We start from the raw sequence: 16,519 nt of genomic DNA on the forward strand, positions 1-16,519 counted from the left end.
AGCTTCCTAGCGGGCGGAATGTCGGGGAGAACCTGAAAGGCGCGGACGCACCCCTTGGATGGAGTGCAGTGCCGGATACATGGGGTGCCTTGGCTGCATGACAGCCTGACATTCCCGGACCTGGCACAAGAGGCTCCCCGGGAAGGCGAGCAATCTTGTTCCCTACGCAGGCGCTAACCTGATCAGGTTCAACGGGATCCGGAAACTCTCCGATCTCAGCCTTCGATTCAAGGCACCCCGACAAGAACGTGCGCAGTCTAGACTGGAGTGGTCGGCAAAGCCAAGCGCGTAAATGCACGAGAGACGAAAGGTGCAACAGGCGGATTGTTGCCGACAGCCAGCGGCACTACACTGGCGCATCGCACGATACTCAACAGTTCAGAAATTCAATTTCGTACAAGGATTGCCCTATGCTGCGCAAACTTTCACTGGCGATTGCCGTGTCTTGTGCGTCCAACGGAGTGGTCTGGGCAGCGGATGTGCCCACGACGGTGAAGACCGACCTGGTCAGCGTCTACCAGGAAGCGGTGAACAACAACGCCGATCTCGCCGCCGCCCGCGCCGACTACGGCGCCCGCCGTGAAGTGGTGCCGCAGGCCAGGGCAGGCCTGCTGCCCAATCTGTCCGCCGGTGCGGAAATGATGAACACCCGCACCAAGCTGGACGAACCCTCGATCACCTCCAACCGCAGCGGTAACTCCTGGAGTGCCACGCTGTCGCAGCCGATCTTCCGTGCCGACCGCTGGTTCCAACTGCAGGCCGCCGAGGCGGTCAACGAGCAAGCGGCGCTGGAGCTGTCGGCCACCGAGCAGAACCTGATCCTGCAAACGGCCGAAAACTATTTCGCCGTCTTGCGCGCGCAGGACAACCTGGCCTCGACCAAAGCCGAGGAAGCAGCGTTCAAGCGCCAGCTCGACCAGTCCAACGAGCGTTTCGACGTCGGGCTCTCCGACAAGACCGACGTGCTGCAATCCCAGGCCAGCTACGACACCGCCCGTGCCAATCGGATCATCGCCGAGCGCCAGGTGCAGGACGCCTTCGAGGCGCTGGTGACCCTGACCAACCGCGAGTACGGGTCGCTGCAAGGTGTGGTCCACAGCTTGCCGGTGCAGGTACCGGCGCCCAACGACGCCAAGGCCTGGGTGGAGACCGCCGCACGGCAGAACCTCAACCTGCTGGCGACCAACCACGCCGTCGATGCCGCCGAGGAAACCTTGCGCCAGCGCAAGGCCGGCCACGCCCCGACCCTCGATGCCGTGGCGCGTTACCAGAAGGGCGACAACGACAACCTCGGCTTCACCAACCCTGCGCCGCAACCCGGCGTGCGCTACGGCGGTGACGTGGAGCAGACCAGCATTGGCCTGCAACTGAACATTCCGATCTATAGCGGCGGGCTGACCAGCTCACAGGTGCGTGAAGCCTATGCCCGCCTGAGCCAAAGCGAACAGCAGCGCGAAAGCCTGCGCCGCCAGGTGGTGGAGAACACTCGCAACCTGCACCGCGCGGTGAATACCGATGTGGAGCAGGTGCAGGCCCGCAAACAGTCGATCATCTCCAACCAGAGCGCCCTGGAAGCCACCGAGATCGGCTACCAGGTCGGCACCCGCAACATCGTCGACGTGCTCGACGCGCAGCGCCAGCTCTACACTTCGGTGCGCGACTATAACAACAGCCGCTACGACTACATCCTCGACAACCTTCGCCTCAAGCAGGCCGCCGGCACGCTGAGCCCGCAAGACCTTCAAGACCTGGGGCGCTACCTTAAAGCCGACTACAACCCGGACAAGGACTTCCTGCCACCGGATCTTGCGGCCGCAGCCGCGAAAAACTTCGAGCGGCGGCCCTGAAGAACATGACAAGGGGCGAGCTGGCGGCTCGCCCCTTGTGCAGTTCAGTCCATGACAAATTTCACGGTATTTCGATTACCATTCTGCGTCAGCTCATGCGTGCAGGAGGCCAACTCGGGGCCCGTCGAGCTTGCAGAGGGCTGCAGACTCGATGTTTCGACGGTGTACTTGATAGAGTAGCTGCAGGTGCGGGCACCGCTACCCAGCGAGAACGACTCGTGGAAGTCTTCACTCCCCAGCTCCCGCGGAACGAAAAACAACCCTCCCCGACTTTCATCGTCCACGTTGTACGAAGCTTGGTCGTCCACAACGAAGGTGTCACCATTCACATCGACGTTTGCGTTAGGATCCGCATGATCCACGAGCATCTCAATCCAGGGACTGTCGAAACCCCCGGCCTCGATCGGCCGAGGTGCCAGGTACGCGAATGCGGGAAGCGACGCCGTGAGCAAAGCAAAAGACAGGATAAAAGAGCGCATGTTGTAGTTCTCCATTAGAGATGCCCCAGCGGCATCCTCATGTCGAGCCTACTGCCATCCCACTCAGCCACATCGCCACATAATTACCACCCTGATCTCGTGCCGAACACATGCATGGAGATGGTCGAAAGAGGACATCATGAGCGCGTCTGAATGAGCCTCCCAAGGGCCTCGAGCAATCGTTGCAGGGCACCCTGGTTGGCCTGCATCACCGCCCTGCCCGCCTCGCCCATGCGCCGGCAATCCTGTGGAAGCTCAACTAGGCGTCGGACTGCAGCAGCCAGCCCTTCGGCATCGTCAACTTGCTGCAACGCACCGGCCTCACGCAACATCGCGCTGATCTCGAGGAAGTTGAACACGTGCGGGCCGGTAATCACCGGCAATGCGAGCGCTGCCGGCTCCAGCGGATTGTGCCCGCCAGTGGGCACCAGGCTGCCGCCGACGAAGGTGATATCGGCCAAGGCGTAGAGGAACATCAACTCGCCCATGGTATCGCCAAGCAAGGCCTGGACCTGCCCGTCTACCGCCGCACCCGAAGAACGTCGCACCGTGGTGAAACGTTCGCGACACAGCTCATGCACCGCATCGAAACGCTCCGGGTGACGTGGCACCAGGATCAGGAGTGCATCGCCATGCACCTGCAGCAGGCGCTGGTGGGCTTCGAGAATGAGCGCATCCTCGCCCTCATGAGTGCTTGCAGCGATCCACACCGGCCGCTGCAGGGCCGACCACTGCTCGCGCAACTGGCGTGCACGTGGCAGCAGCTGATCGTCCACCTTCAGGTCGAACTTGATCGAACCGGTCACCTGCACGCACTGCGCGCGGGCGCCCAGACTGCGAAAACGCTCGGCCTCGGTCTCGGTCTGTACCGCAATCAGGCTCATCTCTTCGAGCATCGGCCGGGTCAGGCCGGCGAAACGGGCATAACCGCGTGCCGAACGCTCCGACAACCGCGCATTGGCCAGGGCCACGGGAATACCGCGCCTGGCGCACTGGTGGATATGGTTGGGCCACAGTTCGGTTTCCATGATGATGCCCAGCTTCGGACGCACATGATCGAGAAAGCGCGCCGCTGCCCAGGGCAGATCATAGGGCAGATAGCAGTGCTGGACTCGTGGCTCGCTGGCGAACATCGCGCGGATACGCTCCGAGCCGGTCGGGGTCATGCAGGTCAGCGTGATGGGCAGGTCCGGGTAAGCCGTGAGCAGTGCCTTGACCATCGGCGCCGCAGCGATGCTCTCGCCCACCGATACCGCATGCACCCAGATACCGCCCTGGCGCATGGCCGGAAGCTTGCAGGCAAAGCGCTCGGCGATGCGCTGGCGATACGCTGGCGCCTTGCGCCCACGCAGGAACAGGCGCAGCGCAACCAGCGGCAGGCCCAGGTGAAACAGCAGGGTGTAGAGGGTTCTGTTCATGGCGCCGCAGTTTACTAGGGTCTGCCTGAAATGTGTCTGCACTCGCCCCTACTACGTTGAAGACAGCCCCTCAGATTCACAGGAAAAAGGTCTGTCAGACTAGCCGATTGCCCGCAGGTGCTTGGCAAAGCGCTCAGCCAGCCATTGGGCTGCCGGCCCAAGCGGCTCGTCGCGCCGCCAGGCCAGCTCGGCAACCAGCGCCGGCGGGCGCCATTCGCTATCGAGCTCGACCATGTGCGCCTGGTACGTCGGGTACTGGACCACATGCCGTGGCAGCCAGGCCCAGCCCAGACCGCGCATCAGCAACTCGGCCATGACGTAGAAGCTGTCGGCACGCCAGACCTGAGCGCTGACCGGCTCGCCGCCCGGATAGTCGCTGTCCTGTGGGGCGATGAGCAACTGCCGGTGACGCGCCAGCTGCTGACAGGTTACCCGTCCGGCATGGGCAAGCGGATGATGCGCAGCACAGACCGTGACCATCTCGACACTGCCCAGGGTACGGCGCTCCAGCGAGTCCGGGATGCTTTCGTGATGAAAAAACAAGCCGAGATCTGCCCGCCGCCCGACCAGCTTGCGCGCCACGTCGCCCTGTGCGCCACTGGCCAGTTGCACCTGGAGAAAGGGGAACTGGCTGGCCAGCTCATCAAGGCTGTCGATCACCGGCTGGTAGGGCATGGCTTCGTCCTGGGCCACCCGCAGCAGCGGTTCCTGGCCGCGCATCAAGGCCTGGGCGCGACCATCGAGCCGCTCGCACTGGCGCAACAACTCCTGAGCGTCACGCAGCAAGGCTTCACCACTTTCGGTCAGACGCGGCTGGCGACCACTGCTGCGTTCGAAAAGGATCACGCCAAGGTCTGCTTCGAGCAGCGCAATGGCGTTGCTCACGGCCGACTGCGCCTTGCGCTGGGCACGGGCCACGGCAGAAAACGAGCGTAGCTCGGCGACCTGGACGAATAGCCGCAACTGTTCAAGGTTCCACTGTTCGGCCATTACCTATCTCCAGAATCGATAGGTAATGACTTTACCGCAATCAGGAACAACCTAGAATGCCCGACCAGTAACCAGAGGAAACCGATCATGAATGCCTACACCTATCTCGCCATTGCCATCTGCGCCGAGGTCATCGCCACCGCTTCGATGAAAGCGGTCAAGGGCCTGAGTACGCCGTTGCCGTTGCTGCTGATGGTGTGTGGCTATGCCGTGGCCTTCTGGATGCTCACGCTGGTGGTGCGCAGCATTCCAGTGGGTATCGCCTACGCGGTGTGGTCCGGCATGGGGATCGTGCTGATCAGCATCGCAGCGCTGGTGATCTATGGGCAGAAGCTGGATGTACCGGCCATGCTAGGGATGGCGATGATCGTAGGGGGTGTGGTGGTGATCCAGCTCTTCTCCAAGACTGCTGGGCATTGATCGATAGGCAACATTGCCGGGCACGGGCTGTATACTGGGCAATCGTTCCAGTTTTCGAGGTGCCCGCATGCCATCCGCCATTTCCACTGACGTACTCATCGTCGGCGCCGGGGTCGCAGGCCTCTGGCTCAATGCCCGGCTACGTCGCCAGGGCTATTCGACGGTGCTGGTGGAGCGCGCCAGCCTTGGCGGCGAGCAGACCATCAAGTCCCAGGGCATCATCCATGGCGGCACCAAGTACGCCCTGCACGGCGCGCTGACCGGCGCTTCGGAGGCCATCGCCGACATGCCGCGGCGCTGGCGCGAGGCCCTGGCCGGCAGCGGCGAGCTGGACCTGCGCGACACCCGCCTGCTCTCCGATGCCCACTATCTATGGTCGCCCGGCACTTTGGCCGGCAACCTCACCAGCTTCTTCGCCAGCAAGGCCGTGCGCGGCCGGGTCGATCAGGTCAAGGGCGAGCAGTTGCCACCGGCCCTGCAGGACCGCGCCTTCAAAGGCAAGGTCTACCGTCTGGCCGAGCTGGTCATCGATGTACCCAGCCTGCTCGGCAACCTCGCGCAACTGGCCGGTGACAGCCTGCTCGCTGGCGAGCGGATCGAGCCCCTGCACGAAGGCCAGGCGCTGGTCGGCCTGAAGGTCGATGGTCGCGAGATTCGCGCCCAACGCATCGTGCTCAGTGCTGGCGGCGGCACCGAGGACCTGTTGCATGCGCTCGGCCTGAGCCAGCCCGCGCAGCAGCGCCGGCCACTGCACATGGTCCTGGCCAAAGGCCCCAACCTCAAGCCGCTGTACGCCCACTGCCTGGGCGGCGGTCCCAAGCCACGGGTCACCGTGACCACCCACCCGGCGGCCGATGGCCAGTGGGTCTGGTACCTGGGCGGCGACCTCGCCGAAGCCGATGGCGTGGCACGCGAGCCGGCCGCGCAGATTGCCGCAGCGCAAAAAGAGATCGCCGGCCTGCTGCCCTGGGTCGATCAAAGCCAGGTGCGCTGGGCCACCTTGCGCGTCGATCGCGCAGAGCCCGCACAGTCGGGCCTGGTACGCCCCGACAACGCCTTCCTCAGCGAGCAGGAGCGCCTGCTGGTTGGCTGGCCGACCAAGCTGGCGCTGGCGCCAGACTTCTCCGACCGCGTCCTGGCCGCCTTCGAGCGCGATGGTATTTGCCCGAGCGCCCAGGCCGACCTGACGGACTTGCCGCGTCCACCACTCGGCGTGCCGGCCTGGGAGCAACTGCTGCCATGAGCCTGCCGACCCTGCACGATTTCCACCGTCCCTTGGGCGACACCGGCCTGAAGGTATCGCCACTGGGGCTGGGCACGGTCAAGCTTGGCCGCGACCAGGGCGTGAAGTATCCCAACGGTTTCACCATCCCCGGCGACGACGAGGCCCGCCTGCTGCTGTCGCAGGCGCGCGAGCTGGGCATCAACCTGATCGACACCGCGCCGGCCTATGGTCGCAGTGAAGAGCGTCTCGGCCCATTGCTGCGTGGCCAGCGTAACGACTGGATCATCGTCAGCAAGGTCGGCGAAGAGTTCGAAAACGGCCTGTCCCACTTCGATTTCAGCGCCGCCCATACCCGACGCTCGGTCGAGCGCAGCCTCAAGCGCCTGGAAACCGACCGTATCGAGCTGGTTCTGGTGCATTCCGACGGTAACGACCTGGCCATCCTCGAGCAGCAAGAGGTCTACCAGACACTCGCCGCACTCAAGCAGGAGGGTAAGATCCTCGGCTATGGCTTTTCCGGCAAGACCGCCGCCGGCGGCCTGAAAGCACTGGAACAGGGCGACTGCGCGATGATCACCTACAACCTCAACGAGCAGGCGGAGCGTCCGGTGCTGGACTACGCTGCCGAACACGGCAAGGCCATCCTGGTGAAGAAGGCCCTGGCCAGCGGGCATATCTGTCTGTCTCCTGGAGTCGACCCGGTCCAGGCCAGCTTCGAGCTGCTGTTCGCCCATCCGGGGGTCAGCAGTGCTATTGTCGGCACCATCAATCCGTTGCACCTGGCCCACAACGTGGCCACCGTCGCCCGTATTCTGGGCCAGGCCTGAGCCGCTCACGCGGCCGCCGAATGCAAGGAGGAGCCTCGTGGCGCGTACGCTTATCCGCAAGAACCCGAGCAACTTCAAGACCCTGCCGCTGCATGTCGAAGCCACCCCGGAACGCCTGAGCTACCAGAGCATCGGTATGCCGCTGAACTTCGCGCAGACCCTGCAACGGCGCAAGGCGATCCAGCTGGATGACAGCGAACGCTTCGTCATCGAACTGGCCAACCTGGGCGTTTCGGTACGCCTGACCCTCAACTGGCAGAACCGCGACTACTGGGTGCTGGTGCGCCAGCGCCGCCAGGACCGCGGCGATGTCGTACTCAAGCTGATCTCCGGTTACGTACCTGCCCAGGAGCTCAACCTCCCGCTGCACACGGCCATCCAGGAAGTGGCAGAAGAATGCCTGCTGGAAACCCCGGAAGGCTGGTTGGGCGGACGTTTCAACGACACTTGGCTACCCGCCCCTTATGCCGCGGCCCTGCACTACCGCGAAGCCCTGCCCTTCACCCTGAGCCCGGCCTCGGGCGCGGCGCGGCCGGTACACTGCGGCAACCTGATGCTGCTCGAGCGACCACGGGCCTATGTGCACCTGCCCACCGCCTCGCTGCAACTGATTTACGATCTGCGTCTGCAAATACCCAAAGAGGCCAAGTCGCTCAGCCTGTTTCACGTCGACGAGCGCCTGGAAGGCGACCAACTGGTGGCTCGGCTCAACCGCAAGCGCCCTGATCTGTATCTGATGCCCCTAAAGGACGGCAAGCCACTGGCGGAGCTGTACACCCTGAAGAAGGATCAGTTGATACCCGCGAGCACACGCGGGCTATACCTGGCCGAAAGCTTCGCCCTGCAGGATGGGTGGGTGGTGAGGGAAGAGCGCGTGCGCTGGCGGGATTGGGTGCGTCAGCAAGGGCTGGTGGAGAGCCGGCCCGAGAAGCCTTCGCACCTGCAGCGGTTCAGCGACAAGGCGCGGGCGTTGCTGCAGCGGGCAAAGACCACACTGCATAAATAGCAGCAGCGGCGCCTGGCCGCTGCAACCTGCCCCGCGATCACAGGCAAGGCCGGTGATACGCGATGCAGCACCTGCTTAGTTCTTGCGGATCTTCTCGACGATCGCAGTGGTCGAGCTGTTCTCGACCAAACCCAGCACTTTCACCGTGCCGCCATAGGCCTTGACGATATCCGCACCGACCACCTGGTCGATCCCGTAGTCGCCGCCTTTGACCAGCACATCCGGCTTGACCTGGCGCAGCAGGTTTTCGGGCGTTCCCTCAGGGAAACTGATGACCCAGTCCACCGCCCCCAGGCCGGCGAGCACCGCCATGCGGCGATCAACGCTGTTGATCGGACGCCCAGGCCCCTTGAGACGGCTGACCGAAGCATCGTCGTTGATCGCAACGATGAGGCGATCCCCCTGGGAACGGGCCTGCTCCAGATACGTCACATGCCCGGCATGGAGAATGTCGAAACAACCATTGGTGAAGACGATCTTCTCGTTGTGCGCACGCGCGTCGTCGATGGCCAGCAGCAACTGCTCGAGCCCCAGCACCCCGCGCTCGGAGCCTTCTTCGCGCTGGATCGCCCGGCGCAACTCCGGAGCGCTGATGGCTGCGGTACCCAGCTTGCCGACGACGATGCCCGCAGCCAGGTTGGCCAGGGCCACCGCGTGCGGCAGGTCCTCGCCTGCGGCAATGGCAGCCGCCAGCGTCGAGATGACGGTATCGCCAGCACCGGTGACGTCGAACACCTCGCGGGCGCGGGCCGGCAGGTGCAAGGCCGGATGACCGGTGCGCAGCAGGGTCATGCCATGTTCCCCGCGGGTCACCAGCAACGCGCCGAGGTCAAGATCGTCGAGTAATTGCAAACCCTTGGCGACCAGCTCGGCTTCATCGGCGCAACGCCCGACGATGGTCTCGAACTCGCTGAGGTTGGGGGTGATCAGGCTGGCACCGCGATAGATGGAAAAATCCTTGCCCTTGGGGTCGGCCAGTACCGGGATGCCCTTGCTGCGAGCAGCCTGGATCAGCGACTGGTGGTTCTTCAGCGCGCCCTTGCCGTAATCCGACAGCACCAGCACCTTGACGCCTTCGAGCAGCGCATCGACCTCGGCCCCCAGCGACAGCGGATCGGTGGCGAAGGGCTCTTCAAAATCGATGCGCAGCAGTTGCTGGTGGCGGCTCATGACCCGCAGCTTGACGATGGTGGGCTGGTGCGCAATGCGCTGGAACACCGAGCGCACACCAGCGGCCTGCAGGCTGTTGGCCAGGCTGTCGGCCGCTTCGTCCTGGCCGGTGACGCCCACCAACGAAGCCGGGGCGCCAAGCGCCGCGATGTTCAAGGCAACGTTGGCCGCACCGCCGGGCCGATCCTCGATCTGGTCGACCTTGACCACCGGCACCGGCGCTTCAGGCGAGATACGCGAGGTACCGCCATGCCAGTAGCGGTCGAGCATCACATCGCCGACCACCAGTACCGGGGCTTGATCGAAACGCGGCATGGACAACTTCATGGGCAACCCATATGGAAAAATGAACAGGGGCAGGATATTAGCACACGGCAGCCGGCGGCTTTAACGCCAACTGCGGCGGGGGCAATTCCAGTGACAATCGGGGCGCACACGCCCCGATTCATGAGGGTTTCAGGTGATATCGGCCTTGTCCGGCTCATCGAGTCCCATGGCGTGCAGGCGGGCATAATGGCCATTAGCCTCAAGCAGTTCGGCATGGGTACCACGCTCGACCAGGCGCCCCTGGTCCATGACAAGGATCAGGTCGGCCTTCTCGATGGTCGACAGGCGGTGCGCGATCACCAGGGTGGTGCGCCCTTCCATCACATGGTCGAGCGCCGCCTGGATATGACGCTCGGACTCGGTATCCAGTGCCGAGGTCGCCTCGTCGAGGATCAGCAGGGGAGCGTTCTTCAACAGCGCCCGGGCGATTGCCAGGCGCTGGCGCTGGCCACCGGACAGCAGCACACCATTCTCGCCGACCTCGGTGTCGAAGCCCTTGGGCAGTTGGTCGACGAACTCCTTGGCGTAGGCGTCGGCCGCGGCAGCCTCGATGGCCTCGCGCGGCGCACCGGCCAGGTCGCCATAGGCGATATTGTTGGCCACGGTGTCGTTGAACAGGGTGACATGCTGGGTCACCTGAGCCACATGTCGGCGCAGGTTACGTAGGCGATAATCCTCGATTTCCACACCATCGAGCAGGATCTCGCCCTTGTTGTGGTGGTAGAAACGCGGGATCAGCGCCGCCAGTGTCGACTTGCCGCTGCCAGAACGCCCCACCAGGGCGATCATCTGCCCGGGCTCGGCGACGAAGCTGATGTCGGTCAGCACCTGACGCTCGGTGCCTGGATAGGTGAAGCTCAGGTTGCGCACCTCCAGACGGCCCTCGACACGCTCCTTCTCCACGGTACCGCCGTCCACCTCGGGCTTCTCGTCGAGCTGCTCGAAGATGCTCTCGGCGCCGGCCAGGCCCTTCTGAATGGTCGAGCTGACCTCCGAAAGCTGGCGAATCGGCTTGGGCAACAAGCCTGCCGCCGTGATGTAGGCGACCAGGTCGCCAGCCGAGGCATCGCCACGCAGGAACAGCACCAGGAACATCAGCGCGGCCATGGCGCTGTAGATCACCAGTTGCAGGGCCGGGGTGTAGAGGGCGCCGGTCTTGTTCATGCGCAGCTGCTTGTCGGTGTTGCTCTGGCTGGCATTTCTGAAACGACGCTCTTCGTAGGCTTCGCCGCCGAAGCTGCGCACCACGCGGTAGCCTTGGATGGTTTCGGAGGCCACGTGGGTGACGTCCCCCATGGCCACCTGGATCTTCTTGCTCTGCTTGCGGAATTTCTTGCTGGCAGTACTCACCATCACTGCAATGACTGGCAGGATGGCAACCATCACCAGGGTGAGCTTCCAGTTCATCCACATCAGGTAGATGAACAGGAACACCACGGTCAGGCCTTCACGGATCACCACCTTGATCGCGTCGGTGGCGGCACCGGTGACCATGGTGACGTTGAAGGTGATGCGCGAGATCAGGTGCCCGGAGTTATGACTGTCGAAGTAGCGGTTGGGCAGCACCAACAACTTGTTGAACAGCTCCAGGCGCAGGTCGTGGACCAGACAGAGGGACACCTTGGCCAGATAGTAGTTACCGAGGAACGACCCGAGCCCTTGCCAGGCAGCGATCAGGATGATCAGCAACGGCACCGCCTGCAGCAATTGCAAGTCGCGCAGGTAGGGGACGTCGGGGAACAACACCGCTTGCGGATTGCTCAGGCCATCGACGAAGTACTTGAGGATCCCCGCCAGCATCGGCTGGGTCGAGGCAAAGATCACGAAACCGATAATGCTCAGCAGGAAAATGCCGATGTAGGGTTTCACATAGCCCAGCAGCCTGAAATAGATCTTCAGGCTGGTGGGGTTGTCCGCCGGTCGCGGTGTTTCGGCCATCATCGAGCTCGCTGTTCAGATTGAACCGGAAATTTTACCACAGGCTTTTCGCTCGGCATGCACCCACGGCAACATCATCGCCAGGCCGACCGGCAACCAGCTGATGAACCACTCCGCGCGGGGGGTACCGGTGAGGCTTGCGGCGTCAAGTTGCATGGCCACGGTGGAGAACAGCCACATCCCCAGTGCCAACTTGCCCAACATGGTATCCCTGGCGCGCCAGATTTCACGCAGGGCGAACAACCATGTCGCGAGCCAAAGCAGCATGCCTGGCAGCCCAAGCTCGACGGCGACATGCGTCATCAGGTTATGGGTATGGTCGAACTCCATCCCTGGCACCTCGACCCGATAGAACGCACCAAGGCCCAGCCCGGTCCAGGGGTGCTGGCTGATCATCTGCAATGCCGCGTGAAAGATCTCCGGACGATAGGACGAGCCTCGCTGCATGGCCTGATCGTGGAACAGGTATAGCGTCAGCGCGGAGGCAATCAGGGCAAGTATGGCGATCAGCTTGCTGAATCGCTCACGCATCCAGAAAGGAGCCAGCAATACGGTGAGCAGCAACGCGATGGCTGCGCCGCGGCTCTGGCAAAGGGCGATGAAAACCCCCATGCAAGCCAGTGCCAGCACCCAGCCCAATTGCAGGAAACGATCGCGGGGAACGTCATAGAGCATTGCTACCGCCATGACCCCTATCACATAGGCTCCCAGAATCGGATGGCTAATCTGACCGATACCCTCAAGACGCATAGCCAAAGGTTTGCCGGCAAGCAGATAGAAGCGATAGATCGAAATCAACGCGGCAATCGCCAGCAATACTCCGCCGACGCGCAGCAACAGTCGCACACGACTGGCATTCATTTGCGCCAGCAGCGGGAAAGACATCAGGAACAACAGAATGTACACCAGCCGCTTGCCCTCGCGCGCCCCTTCGTCGGTGGGCGACCAGGCCAAGCTAATCGCCCCCCAGCCCAACAGCAGCGTCACCGTCGTCCAAAGCGCCGGCTGAAGGCGCCAGCTTGCAAGGAGGAGATGGCGTGCGGGCCAGGCAAGCACCAGCGTCGGCAACCAGAGAAACAGGATCAGACCTTGCTGGTAGAGCTTGTTGCTCGGCGCCAGGGCAATCGCCGCAAGGAACCAGATAAAACCGAATCCGAGCCAGGCCTGGGCCCAGCGCTTTTCATGCAACATCGCTTCTCCCCGATCAATCCGATGACACCGTCATGGTGCTACCACGTTATTTTCGGCATTATTGCCAGTCATTTTGCTGCACAAGACAAGGCACACATCCATGCAATGCTCCCGTCTCCCCCAGGCCGACTTCGACCAGCTGACTCATGGTGCCAGGATTCTGGAAGCTGACAGTCACGGCGCCAAAGTCTACCTGCTAGAGGATGGGAATATCCTCAAGGTTTTTCGTCGTAAACGTCTGATTTCATCTGCGCTGCTGCGCCCCTACTCGCAGCGTTTCATCGAAAACGCAGTACGCCTGACCCAACTGGGCATTCCCACCCTCGATGTGATCAGCCACCACAAACTGGATCTGCCTGGACGCACGGCCGTGCTCTACCGTCCGCTGCCCGGTGAAACACTCCTGCAGCGCTCCCGCCTTCCGGGATTCAGCTGGAACGACTACCTGCCACCGTTGATCGAACTGATCCAGCACCTGCATCGTTCAGGGGTCTACTTTCGTTCGTTGCACCTGGGCAATGTCGTTGTCACTCCAGAGCAACGGCTGGGGCTGATCGACGTCGCCGATATGCGCTTCCTGCGTCCACCGTTGTCTGCACGAATGGTTCGGCGCAACGTTCAGCACCTGGCCAGTTACATCGAGCGGGAGCGGCTCGGCGAGCACTTCCCGCTCGCCGAGCTGAAGTCAGCGCTGCTCGGGCGCTGAGCCTGAGCTCTTGAACACCGCCCGGGAGCCCTGGCTGAAAGCTTGCCAGGCCTGCTCCGGGTCCAGGGCGCGGCGTTGTGATGCCGCCGTTTGCTGTTCATTGAGCGTGTTGCATTCTTCGATGGCACGCACCCATGCAGACTCGTCACCAACCGGGAGATAGCGTCCGGCCTGTCCCAGTTGCTCGCGAAACACTGGCAGGTCGCTGCACAGCACCGGCACATCGGCCAGCACGGCTTCCTGAAGCACCAGCCCCAAGCCCTCGGAGCGCGACGGCACCAGCAACCAGTCGAAAGCTCTATACAGCTGCGACAGGTCTGAACGGTAGCCGCAAAGCTGCACGCTGTCGCCAAGCCCCAGGGCCTCGACCCGCGCACTCAGGCGCTCGCGCAATTCACCGTCGCCAAGGATGACCAGGCGGACATCCAAGTGCTGTCTGCATACCCTTGCAAAAGCCTCGATCAGCATCTCGAAACCCTTGCTCTCTACCAGGCGTCCGACAGCACCGAACACGAGCCTCGACTGCTGCGGCAAAGCCAGCGAGCGTCGAGCCTGGTCACGGTCGAACAGCGATGCGGCAAAGACCTGCGGATCCAGCGCGATGCGCAGGGTATGCACAGGACGCCCGAGTGCCTGCTCAAGTGCCTGGCCAAGCGTGCGCGACACCGCAGCGATACTCAGGCGATTCGCCGGCAGCATGCGCAGCAAACGAATGTCGCGCCCTCGCATACGTGTCGTCCCATGAAACAGTACGACAACCCGGGTATTCGGGAAGTGGTGCATCAGCGGCAAAATCAGCCGCGCTACCCCCATGCCGTCGAGCAGCAGTACATCAGGTCGGGCGTGTTCCAGCGCCACACGCAAACGTCTGTGCAGCCAAGGCATCAACAGGCGCCAGAACCTGCGCCCCTTGAGTACACGTGCCGGCATATGCCATTCGCGGATGGCCCCCATGCCAGAGCACATGCCCTCGCCAAGCAACAACCAGTTGCTGATCTCGGCGTCGTCTGCGACATGACACAAGATCTGTCGGTGTACTTTGTGAACGGACATGTACGGGGCACCACCCGACCACATCACATTGATGACATTCATCGGTGGAGCTCCCTCGTACGCGGCAGGCCGACCGCTGGGTCAACCGATTCAATGAGCAAGAAAGCCGATTCCGATACCGACCAATGCGCCTATTACGAGCATAGCCACAAGTTTCATCCGGTCACGCTGGCGACGCTTGGCCTTGCGCTGGGCCTCCCCCGGCAATGTCACATGACTACCGAAACCCGTATGCAAGACCGCGTCCCCCTCAAGCGTGACTGCGGTCAAGCCCAGCTCGGCGTACCGCCGAGACAGTGCTTTTTCTCCGGGATACCCCGCAAATGGTGCACAAGTCTGGTAATCGCTCAGCCGACGCAATCCTGGATTCAGAGAGAAAGCCTGCCAATCGGCTTTTTCTGAAAGCAAGGGGTAGCACGGCACATTGGCGATAACCTGACGGTCTCCCAGGCGGATGTACGGGCTATGGATCGCCAGGTCGTGAGCATGGCTGCGCAGCCATACCTGCAGGATCTGCGGGCTGGCCTCGAGGATCAGCCGGGAGTCCTCGACAAAGTGCTGGCGATAGAAGCTCCAGTCATCCTCGCAATGGAAGATGTAGGGCGTCTTGACGTGGCTGTAGGCCAGGTCGATCGACGCCAGTTGCCCCAGCTTGGGCCGGTTGACGAACACCTTGCAGTGGGCCTTCCAATGCTCGGGGACGGCAGCGTGAACCGCATCGTCTCCCGAGTCTTCGGTGATGAACACCTCACGGATCGACGCGGTGTTGTAGCGGTCGAAGCTTTCCAGCGTTGCCTTGAGCAGGTCGAAACGCCCGCAGCTGGTTACCACCAGCGTGATGTCACTGTTTTCCGAGAAGCGCACTGGGCTCCCTCCGCCTTGCGGCCATTTCCAATCCGTCCGATGGACAGGTTGATGTGGTTCAAAACCCCAGTTTCAGACGCAGACGCTGCCACGCACTGAGCGGCGCTCGTGGTCTGAGGGGGGGCATCATGTGGTCGACGATGCTACGCCCGACCTGGGCAAAACTAAAGCCAGAAACCGCCAGTTCGCGGCCATTGGCGGCGATGCGTTCGGCGAGTGCCGGATCGGCGCGCAATGTCCGCAACTTCTCCTGCAGCACCGGGATGCTGTCGTACAGCACCACGTTGTGCATGTCCTCGAGACCCAACGCACGGTTTTCCGCCTCGCCCTGGTCGAAAGCCAGCAGCACGCAGCCACAGGCCATGGCCTCGAAGTTCTTGATCATGTACTCGCCCATGCCAACGTCGGCACTGACGAAGAAGCGGATACGGTTGAGCGTATTGCAGTAGTCTTCACCGGACTTGGTACGAGTCACGACCAGGTTCTCCACCTGCCCCAGTTCATCGAGCAACGCCTTGCGGCCGCTATAGGCGACGCTCTTGGTGCTGCCGACAAAGGCCAGTTCGATATCACGCTCACGCCCCTGGTCGGTCAGCAATTGCTCGTCATAGCCCTTGGGCACGAACACCGCATCGAAACCTTCCTGGCGCAGGCGCTCGCTGACCATGTAGCCAGAGCTGATCACTCGCGCCCAAGGCAGTTTGCGGTAGTGCGCGCTGAACTTGCCGGTGTATTTGCAGGGAATGTAGTTCTGGTAGGCGTCGTGCTCGAGGATCACCAGATTAGGGATCGTGCGAATGAAGCCGACCTGGCGGATCTCCTGCTTGAAGCGCAGGAAAAAGACGATACGGTCATAGCGCTCGACGTCCACTTCACGCTTGAAGTAGCGTCGCAGGTTGCGCTGGTCGTCGCTCGACAACCAGCGCAAATCGCACTCGCAGTTGGCCGCGACGCCGTCGTACAGGCGATCGAGGATGGCCCGTTGTTCCTTCTGCACCAGAAATAGGACTTTCATTGCATTCCTTGGGGGCGTGACGCCATCGCGGTCAATCATCGGG

15 protein-coding genes and 1 riboswitch are annotated in these 16,519 nt (G+C 62.6%); of the genes, 6 read left to right on the forward strand and 9 right to left on the reverse strand.

The genetic code is table 11. The features are described from left to right. Window positions 1–142 precede the first annotated feature (142 nt). A riboswitch (TPP riboswitch) is annotated at window positions 143–250 on the reverse strand. Window positions 251–410: 160 nt separating this feature from the next. Beyond that, a complete protein-coding gene (locus tag F6X62_RS17110; protein WP_054893157.1) occupies window positions 411–1,847 on the forward strand; it encodes a TolC family outer membrane protein in 1,437 nt (478 codons plus the stop codon). A gap of 44 nt (window positions 1,848–1,891) precedes the next feature. Here F6X62_RS17110 and F6X62_RS17115 read toward each other — a convergent pair whose 3' ends face one another. The 3 genes from F6X62_RS17115 to F6X62_RS17125 all read right to left on the reverse strand — a co-directional run bounded on the left by F6X62_RS17115 (window position 1,892) and on the right by F6X62_RS17125 (window position 4,734). After that, window positions 1,892–2,341 (reverse strand): hypothetical protein, encoded by a 450-nt coding sequence (locus tag F6X62_RS17115; RefSeq protein WP_153774221.1) that lies wholly within the window; start codon window positions 2,339–2,341, stop codon window positions 1,892–1,894. A 122-nt stretch (window positions 2,342–2,463) separates the two neighbouring features. After that, window positions 2,464–3,744, reverse strand: coding sequence for a lipid IV(A) 3-deoxy-D-manno-octulosonic acid transferase (waaA, locus tag F6X62_RS17120; RefSeq protein ID WP_153774222.1), 1,281 nt, complete (start codon window positions 3,742–3,744; stop codon window positions 2,464–2,466). A 99-nt stretch (window positions 3,745–3,843) separates the two neighbouring features. Continuing rightward, on the reverse strand, window positions 3,844–4,734 hold the full coding sequence (locus F6X62_RS17125) for a LysR family transcriptional regulator (RefSeq protein WP_153774223.1): 891 nt from the start codon (window positions 4,732–4,734) through the stop codon (window positions 3,844–3,846). An 87-nt stretch (window positions 4,735–4,821) separates the two neighbouring features. On the opposite strand from F6X62_RS17125, the gene F6X62_RS17130 reads away from it, so the two are divergent. The 4 genes from F6X62_RS17130 (at window position 4,822) to F6X62_RS17145 (ending at window position 8,212) form a co-directional block, all read left to right on the forward strand. Further along, the gene (locus F6X62_RS17130; protein WP_054893153.1) at window positions 4,822–5,154 is read left to right on the forward strand and encodes a multidrug efflux SMR transporter; all 333 of its coding nucleotides are present in this window, start codon (window positions 4,822–4,824) and stop codon (window positions 5,152–5,154) included. 67 nt (window positions 5,155–5,221) lie between these two features. Continuing rightward, window positions 5,222–6,397, forward strand: coding sequence for an FAD-binding oxidoreductase (locus F6X62_RS17135; RefSeq protein WP_153774224.1), 1,176 nt, complete (start codon window positions 5,222–5,224; stop codon window positions 6,395–6,397). Continuing rightward, a complete protein-coding gene (locus F6X62_RS17140; RefSeq protein WP_153774225.1) occupies window positions 6,394–7,206 on the forward strand; it encodes an aldo/keto reductase in 813 nt (270 codons plus the stop codon). Before F6X62_RS17135 ends, F6X62_RS17140 begins: the two co-directional genes overlap by 4 nt. Before the next feature lie 37 nt (window positions 7,207–7,243). Continuing rightward, window positions 7,244–8,212, forward strand: coding sequence for a metal ABC transporter ATPase (locus F6X62_RS17145; protein ID WP_153774226.1), 969 nt, complete (start codon window positions 7,244–7,246; stop codon window positions 8,210–8,212). A gap of 75 nt (window positions 8,213–8,287) precedes the next feature. On the opposite strand, the gene hldE is transcribed toward F6X62_RS17145, so the two are convergent. From hldE to F6X62_RS17160, 3 genes are all read right to left on the reverse strand, one after another. Further along, on the reverse strand, window positions 8,288–9,709 hold the full coding sequence (gene hldE, locus F6X62_RS17150; RefSeq protein ID WP_153774227.1) for a bifunctional D-glycero-beta-D-manno-heptose-7-phosphate kinase/D-glycero-beta-D-manno-heptose 1-phosphate adenylyltransferase HldE: 1,422 nt from the start codon (window positions 9,707–9,709) through the stop codon (window positions 8,288–8,290). A gap of 129 nt (window positions 9,710–9,838) precedes the next feature. Next, entirely contained in the window at window positions 9,839–11,647 is a 1,809-nt protein-coding gene (gene msbA / locus F6X62_RS17155) for a lipid A export permease/ATP-binding protein MsbA (protein WP_054893200.1), read from the reverse strand. A 15-nt stretch (window positions 11,648–11,662) separates the two neighbouring features. Further along, window positions 11,663–12,838: an O-antigen ligase gene (locus F6X62_RS17160; RefSeq protein WP_153774228.1), complete on the reverse strand. Its 1,176-nt coding sequence runs from the start codon at window positions 12,836–12,838 to the stop codon at window positions 11,663–11,665. Between the two features lie 100 nt (window positions 12,839–12,938). Here F6X62_RS17160 and F6X62_RS17165 point away from each other — a divergent pair, with 100 nt between their 5' ends. After that, window positions 12,939–13,544, forward strand: a complete 606-nt coding sequence (locus F6X62_RS17165; protein WP_125931268.1) for a toluene tolerance protein — start codon at window positions 12,939–12,941, stop codon at window positions 13,542–13,544. Here the strand turns inward: F6X62_RS17165 and F6X62_RS17170 are convergent. The 3 genes from F6X62_RS17170 to F6X62_RS17180 are packed head-to-tail and all read right to left on the reverse strand — an operon-like array spanning window position 13,524 to window position 16,476. Then, window positions 13,524–14,639 carry a glycosyltransferase gene (locus F6X62_RS17170; protein WP_153774229.1) on the reverse strand — a complete coding sequence of 372 codons (1,116 nt, stop codon included), beginning with the start codon at window positions 14,637–14,639 and terminating at the stop codon, window positions 13,524–13,526. The genes F6X62_RS17165 and F6X62_RS17170 overlap by 21 nt on opposite strands. Before the next feature lie 48 nt (window positions 14,640–14,687). Next, complete coding sequence (locus F6X62_RS17175; protein WP_125931266.1) at window positions 14,688–15,461, reverse strand: glycosyltransferase family 2 protein; 774 nt, start codon at window positions 15,459–15,461, stop codon at window positions 14,688–14,690. A gap of 58 nt (window positions 15,462–15,519) precedes the next feature. Continuing rightward, window positions 15,520–16,476 (reverse strand): glycosyltransferase, encoded by a 957-nt coding sequence (locus tag F6X62_RS17180; protein ID WP_153774230.1) that lies wholly within the window; start codon window positions 16,474–16,476, stop codon window positions 15,520–15,522. Window positions 16,477–16,519 lie beyond the last annotated feature (43 nt).

Origin of the sequence: Pseudomonas sp. MNR3A (genome assembly GCF_009650575.1) — a bacterium.
Lineage (GTDB): Bacteria > Pseudomonadota > Gammaproteobacteria > Pseudomonadales > Pseudomonadaceae > Aquipseudomonas > Aquipseudomonas machongensis.

What these genes read in the sequence shown, in the direction of transcription:
- hldE (WP_153774227.1), bottom strand. Translation starts at nt 9,709, where the DNA reads ATGAAGTTGTCCATGCCGCGTTTCGATCAAGCCCCGGTACTGGTGGTC.
- F6X62_RS17165 (WP_125931268.1), top strand. Translation starts at nt 12,939, where the DNA reads ATGCAATGCTCCCGTCTCCCCCAGGCCGACTTCGACCAGCTGACTCAT.
- F6X62_RS17135 (WP_153774224.1), top strand. Translation starts at nt 5,222, where the DNA reads ATGCCATCCGCCATTTCCACTGACGTACTCATCGTCGGCGCCGGGGTC.
- F6X62_RS17160 (WP_153774228.1), bottom strand. Translation starts at nt 12,838, where the DNA reads ATGTTGCATGAAAAGCGCTGGGCCCAGGCCTGGCTCGGATTCGGTTTT.
- msbA (WP_054893200.1), bottom strand. Translation starts at nt 11,647, where the DNA reads ATGGCCGAAACACCGCGACCGGCGGACAACCCCACCAGCCTGAAGATC.
- F6X62_RS17140 (WP_153774225.1), top strand. Translation starts at nt 6,394, where the DNA reads ATGAGCCTGCCGACCCTGCACGATTTCCACCGTCCCTTGGGCGACACC.
- F6X62_RS17170 (WP_153774229.1), bottom strand. Translation starts at nt 14,639, where the DNA reads ATGAATGTCATCAATGTGATGTGGTCGGGTGGTGCCCCGTACATGTCC.
- F6X62_RS17110 (WP_054893157.1), top strand. Translation starts at nt 411, where the DNA reads ATGCTGCGCAAACTTTCACTGGCGATTGCCGTGTCTTGTGCGTCCAAC.
- F6X62_RS17130 (WP_054893153.1), top strand. Translation starts at nt 4,822, where the DNA reads ATGAATGCCTACACCTATCTCGCCATTGCCATCTGCGCCGAGGTCATC.
- F6X62_RS17115 (WP_153774221.1), bottom strand. Translation starts at nt 2,341, where the DNA reads ATGGAGAACTACAACATGCGCTCTTTTATCCTGTCTTTTGCTTTGCTC.
- F6X62_RS17180 (WP_153774230.1), bottom strand. Translation starts at nt 16,476, where the DNA reads ATGAAAGTCCTATTTCTGGTGCAGAAGGAACAACGGGCCATCCTCGAT.
- waaA (WP_153774222.1), bottom strand. Translation starts at nt 3,744, where the DNA reads ATGAACAGAACCCTCTACACCCTGCTGTTTCACCTGGGCCTGCCGCTG.
- F6X62_RS17125 (WP_153774223.1), bottom strand. Translation starts at nt 4,734, where the DNA reads ATGGCCGAACAGTGGAACCTTGAACAGTTGCGGCTATTCGTCCAGGTC.